At 63.0% G+C, this 5288-nt stretch carries 4 protein-coding genes and 1 pseudogene; 2 read left to right on the top strand and 3 right to left on the bottom strand.

Annotation, left to right across the window (positions count from 1 at the left end; genetic code table 11):
- Positions 1-85: 85 nt before the first annotated feature.
- Both ABSG20_RS29095 and ABSG20_RS29100 read right to left on the bottom strand, forming a co-directional pair.
- Entirely contained in the window at positions 86-424 is a 339-nt protein-coding gene (locus tag ABSG20_RS29095) for a hypothetical protein (protein WP_423867913.1), read from the bottom strand.
- 56 nt (positions 425-480) lie between these two features.
- A complete protein-coding gene (locus tag ABSG20_RS29100; protein ID WP_423867914.1) occupies positions 481-1719 on the bottom strand; it encodes a COG3904 family protein in 1239 nt (412 codons plus the stop codon).
- 314 nt (positions 1720-2033) lie between these two features.
- Here ABSG20_RS29100 and thrS point away from each other — a divergent pair, with 314 nt between their 5' ends.
- Together thrS and ABSG20_RS29110 are read left to right on the top strand one after the other, a co-directional pair.
- Positions 2034-4079, top strand: a complete 2046-nt coding sequence (gene thrS, locus ABSG20_RS29105; protein WP_423867915.1) for a threonine--tRNA ligase — start codon at positions 2034-2036, stop codon at positions 4077-4079.
- A 31-nt stretch (positions 4080-4110) separates the two neighbouring features.
- Positions 4111-4674: a nitroreductase family protein gene (locus ABSG20_RS29110; RefSeq protein WP_423867916.1), complete on the top strand. Its 564-nt coding sequence runs from the start codon at positions 4111-4113 to the stop codon at positions 4672-4674.
- A gap of 15 nt (positions 4675-4689) precedes the next feature.
- Here ABSG20_RS29110 and ABSG20_RS29115 read toward each other — a convergent pair.
- A pseudogene (locus ABSG20_RS29115) lies at positions 4690-5288 on the bottom strand (hypothetical protein); the annotation flags it as partial.

A 5288-nucleotide genomic window follows, 5' to 3' on the forward strand; every position in this document is an offset into this window, starting at 1 on the left:
TCCCCTGCCTGCGCGCCGTCGCTTTACGCCGATCTCCCCACGCTGGCGCTGATCGATCCCGCGGAGCGAAAGCCGGCGACCCCGACTATTGCGGAAGCCTGGGTATGCGCTCGGCGAATCCGTTAAAGCATGTCAGCCGCTCGTCTTCTTCCTTGGTGAAGCGGCAATCCGCTACAGCCTTCGCAGCCGGCGCCTTTGGCTTCGGTTGCGCCGGGAAGATGGCATCATAGCAGTCCAGGCGGCCTTTGGTTCCGTCGTCGATTTCCAGGCAACCTTGCAGCCTCGCGGCAATCGATTGGGGTTTTGCGGGCGCGGTGTGCGACCTGACCTGGACCAGCGGCTTGCCGCCGACGGTTGGCGGGCTACCCTGAGCGAAGGCTGCGGTCGCATCGAGGACCAGGACCAGCGCAAATAGTTTTCTCATGTCAATCCACTTTCGATTCTACCCGTCACAAATGCAGGAATGAAAGGCTGAGCAGCCTAGTTTGCATCGCCGTCTTGCGGCTTTTTCGTCTGCAACCACGTCATATCCTGTTGTGGCGGACAGGTCGCCAGCAGCCGGGCCAGCGCGCTCGCCAATCCCTCGGTGGAGAATTGTTCAGAACGCGCCACACGACGTCCGTCCGCCACAACGTCGGTTTCGGTCGAAGCGATCTGCGGCAGCTCGGCAAGCGACTGGACCGAGGCCTTGGTCATGCGCAAGCCCCAGAGCTCGACCCCGGACGGCTTGACCGGAAAATGGGTCAGATACAGCGGTTTTGGTCCGCCGCCGGAGATCGAAACCGCGCCAAAGGCTGGTACCGCCGTCGTCTGGCGCTGAAAATCCAGCTCGAACTGGCCCGAGTTCAAACAAAGCAATCGCCACTGCAAGGCACGATAGGAAATTCCGGTATCGCTCTTTGCCATGGCCGACTTGTGCACCATGCTCCGGACGTCATTCTCAAAGGTCCACGGCGTCTCGACGAATTCGCGCCGATCGATGCCGAACCGGACCATCTCCTCGCGGGTCAGGATGTGCAAGCTTTCGAATTTGACGGTCTTCGCCAGATCGAGCAATCCGCCCGCAACACCCATTTTGAGGATATAGTTTGAGAGCATGTGATTGGCGCGATCGAGACCGCGTTCGGTCGCCGCCGCGCGCATCTGCGGGGTCGGCGTTTGACCTCGGTAGTTCAGAACCACCTTTGGAGAATGAACCCCGAGCAGCGCGTCGGGCGCGATCTCGCGGGTGGCCGCTCCCAGAATGAGGTACGGGCAGGCGGAGTTGCACATGGCACTGCGTGTCCACAGATCGCCATGCAGCTCGCGGCCGGACTGCTTGAGCTTGAGGCAGATCTCGCTGTCCTGGGCTTCGAAGCCGCACTCCTGCACCACCGTTCGCGCTACCCTCGCGACCGCCGGTCGTTCGCGAAGCATGGCGCCCATCGCCAGTGCCTGATCCAGATTTCCGCCCGGCGAGGCAAAATACATCGGCAGGTTGCGGCCCTTGATTCGCTGCAGAAATTTCCTGAAGCGATCTGCCGCGCCCGCATCGATCTGGCCTTCGACCGCGATCCAGCTGTCGCAGCCGCGGCCGCAAGCGTCGAGGCCGCCTTTGGCGACATAGAACACCATCGGCGGCGCAGCCGTCGCGCCGGGCGCGGACCGTGTGGTCGGAGTCGCCGCCGCCGATCCGCAGATCAGCGCCAAGGTTACGAGGAGAACGGCACGTAAGGTCATGGCACGCGGCGGAACTCGGGCTTGCAATCAGGTGGGCCAAAATACGCGGAGCGATGCTTGCATGACGGCGCGGCAGCTGCAACACTTTCAAAGCGGCGCGGGTAACCGCGGCAGGGGCGCGGCGGGGCGTGATTCGGACCTGCGAATCAGCGCACCATGGCGTAAGGCCGTCGAGGCAGCGGTTCCGTCTGAAAAATCCCTATTCGCCGCCTAACCAGAACCCCGAGTTCCCTTTCTGCCCTGCTTGCGCTAAAAGCCGCGCTCGTTCCCGCTTACCTGCGCTCGTTCGCAGGAGTGAGCCACAGGAGACCGCCATGCCCGACCAGAACAAGCCCGCCCCGGGATTCCAGTACAGCCTCAGCAACCTGAAATCGGTCGAAGTGCCAAAGATCGCCCTCATTTTTCCCGACGGCGCCCGGCGCGAATTCCCGAAAAACACCACCGGCCTCGATATCGCCAAGGGCATTTCGCCATCGCTCGCCAAGCGCACGGTGGCAATGGCGCTCGATGGCGAGCTCTGTGACCTCGCGGACGCCATCACGCATGATGCAAAAATCGAATTCATTTCCCGCGACGATCCGCGCGCGCTGGTGCTGATCCGGCACGACGCCGCCCACGTGCTGGCCGAAGCGGTGCAGAATTTATGGCCGGGCACACAGGTCACGATCGGTCCGGTGATCGAGAACGGCTTCTATTACGACTTCTTCCGCAACGAGCCGTTCACGCCGGAGGATTTTGCGGCAATCGAAAAGAAGATGCGCGAGATCATCGCCCGCGACAAACCATTTACAAAAGAGATCTGGACGCGCGAGCACACAAAGCAGATTTTTCGCGACAATGGCGAGATGTTCAAGGTCGAGCTGGTCGATGCGATCCCGGCCAACCAGACCATCAAGATCTACAAGCAGGGCGACTGGTTCGATCTGTGCCGCGGCCCGCACATGACCTCGACCGGCAAGGTCGGAGGCGCCTTCAGGCTGATGAAGGTGGCCGGCGCCTATTGGCGCGGCGACAGCAACAAACCGATGCTGACGCGGATCTACGGCACGGCTTTCGCCAGACAGGAAGAGCTCGACGCCTATCTCAAGCAGATCGAGGAAGCCGAAAAGCGCGACCATCGCAAATTGGGGCGCGAGCTCGACCTGTTCCATTTCCAGGAGGAAGGTCCCGGCGTGGTGTTCTGGCACGCCAAGGGCTGGAGCATCTTCCAGGCGTTGATCGCCTATATGCGCCGCCGCCTTGCTGGTGATTACAGCGAGGTCAACGCGCCGCAGATTCTCGACAAGGCGCTGTGGGAAACCTCCGGCCATTGGCAATGGTACCGTGAAAACATGTTCGCCGCGCAATCCGCCGGCGAGGAGGCCGAGGACAAGCGCTGGTTTGTGTTGAAGCCGATGAACTGTCCGGGCCACGTGCAGATTTTCAAGCACGGCCTGAAGAGCTACCGCGACCTGCCGTTGCGGCTGGCCGAATTCGGCATGGTGCACCGCTATGAGCCGTCGGGCGCGATGCACGGCCTGATGCGGGTGCGCGGTTTTACCCAGGACGACGCCCATGTGTTCTGCACCGAACAACAGCTTGCGGACGAGTGCCTGAAGATCAACGATCTCATTCTCTCGACCTATGCCGATTTCGGCTTCGACGGCGAACTCACGGTCAAACTGTCGACCCGCCCGGAAAAGCGCGTCGGCACCGACGAGATGTGGGACCACGCCGAGCGGGTGATGGCGACGGTGCTGTCGCAGATCGAGGCGCAGGGCCATAACCACCGCATCAAGACCGCGATCAATCCCGGCGAAGGCGCCTTCTACGGCCCCAAATTCGAGTACGTGCTGCGCGACGCCATCGGCCGCGACTGGCAGTGCGGCACCACCCAGGTCGACTTCAACCTGCCGGAGCGATTCGGCGCGTTCTACATCGATGCCGACGGCTCCAAGAAAGTACCGGTCATGGTGCATCGCGCGATCTGCGGCTCGATGGAACGCTTTATCGGTATCCTGATCGAACATTTTGCCGGCAATTTCCCGCTCTGGCTGGCGCCGGTGCAGGCGGTGGTCACCACCATCACCTCGGAAGGCGACGAATATGCGAAGGTCGTCGCATCAGCCGCGCGGCGCGCCGGCCTGCGCGTCGAGATCGACCTGCGCAACGAAAAGATCAACTACAAGGTCCGCGAGCATTCGCTGGCGAAAATCCCGGCGCTGCTCGTTGTCGGCAAGAAGGAAGCCGAGAGCCATTCGGTCTCGATCCGCCGGCTCGGCAGCGACGGGCAAAACGTGATGCCGACCGATGAAGCGATCGCCGCGCTGGTCGATGAAGCGACGCCGCCGGACGTCAAGCGGGCGAAGGCTGCGGTTTGAGGCCCAATCACCCCTGACAAAGGAAGCCGCATTGCCCGACGCCATCGAACTCCTGAAAACTCGCCGCTCCGTAAAGCCGCGCGAGATGAGCGGTCCCGGCCCCTCGGCGGCCGAGCTTGAAACCATCCTGACCGTCGGCGCGCGGGTGCCCGATCACGGCAAGCTGACGCCGTGGCGTTTTATCATTTTCGAAGGCGATGGCCGGCTTCGCGCCGGCGAAGTCATCGCCGCGGTGTTCGCGCGAAAGAATCCGCAGGCCACACCGGCCGAGATCGATGTCGAGAAGCGGCGGCTGACCGACGCGCCGCTGGTGATCGGCGTCGTCAGTCTGACAAAACCACATCCCAAGGTGCCGCCCTGGGAGCAGGAATTGTCCGCCGGCGCCAGCGCGATGAACATCGTCACTGCGGCGACCGCGCTCGGCTATGGCGCGTGCTGGCTGACCGGCTGGTTCGCGTTCGACCGCGACGTGCTGGACGGACTCGGCCTGAACGCCGACGAAAAGCTCGCCGGCCTCATCCATATCGGCACAGCTTCAAAACCAAGCGAAGACCGCCCGCGTCCGGCGCTGTCCGAGATCGTGACGCGATTTTAGATCGGCGGCCGCGGCCTAATGGGCGACGACTTCGACCTCGCCGTCGACGCCGTTGACGACGTTGAAGGGACGCTCGAACACCTTGCCCTCGTTCTTGGCGATGGCGCGATATTCGCCTTCCGACAGCACGACGCGGGGGAAGGCGCCGATCGATTCCTTGATGACGTCGCCGCCCGGCGTGATCACCGACCATGCCGTGTTCGCGAGCGCTTCGCCGCCCTTGTCGCTGACCAGCTTCAGGGTGATGACCGCCGCGCGATGGGTGATGATCACATCGGTCAGCTTGCCGGCCTGGACCCGGATATCCGAGCGCACCACGGAATTGGCGTCGCCGTAGTTGGAGATGATGTAGTAGGTCCCCTCCGGCACCAGCGCGACGTCGCCGGCCGCGACGTTCGGCACCAGCGAGGCGCGCTCGCCGACTTCGAACTGGCTGCCCTTGTAGATCGCGAACGAAATCTGGTTCTGCGGAATCCTTGACGTGCCGACGCGGCCTTCGATGCGCAGGCCGCCCGCCGGAAGCAGGAACGATTCGCGGTCGGTCTCGGCCTTCAAGGTCACCGGCCGCACCGCGCTGACCAGTCCAAGCGCGACATGGATCACATAGCCGCCGG

This window comes from Bradyrhizobium sp. (assembly GCF_049512235.1).
Classification (GTDB): domain Bacteria; phylum Pseudomonadota; class Alphaproteobacteria; order Rhizobiales; family Xanthobacteraceae; genus Bradyrhizobium.

Coding starts and splice junctions, on each gene's coding strand:
- ABSG20_RS29095 (WP_423867913.1), bottom strand. CDS start 424: ATGAGAAAACTATTTGCGCTGGTCCTGGTCCTCGATGCGACCGCAGCC.
- ABSG20_RS29100 (WP_423867914.1), bottom strand. CDS start 1,719: ATGACCTTACGTGCCGTTCTCCTCGTAACCTTGGCGCTGATCTGCGGA.
- thrS (WP_423867915.1), top strand. CDS start 2,034: ATGCCCGACCAGAACAAGCCCGCCCCGGGATTCCAGTACAGCCTCAGC.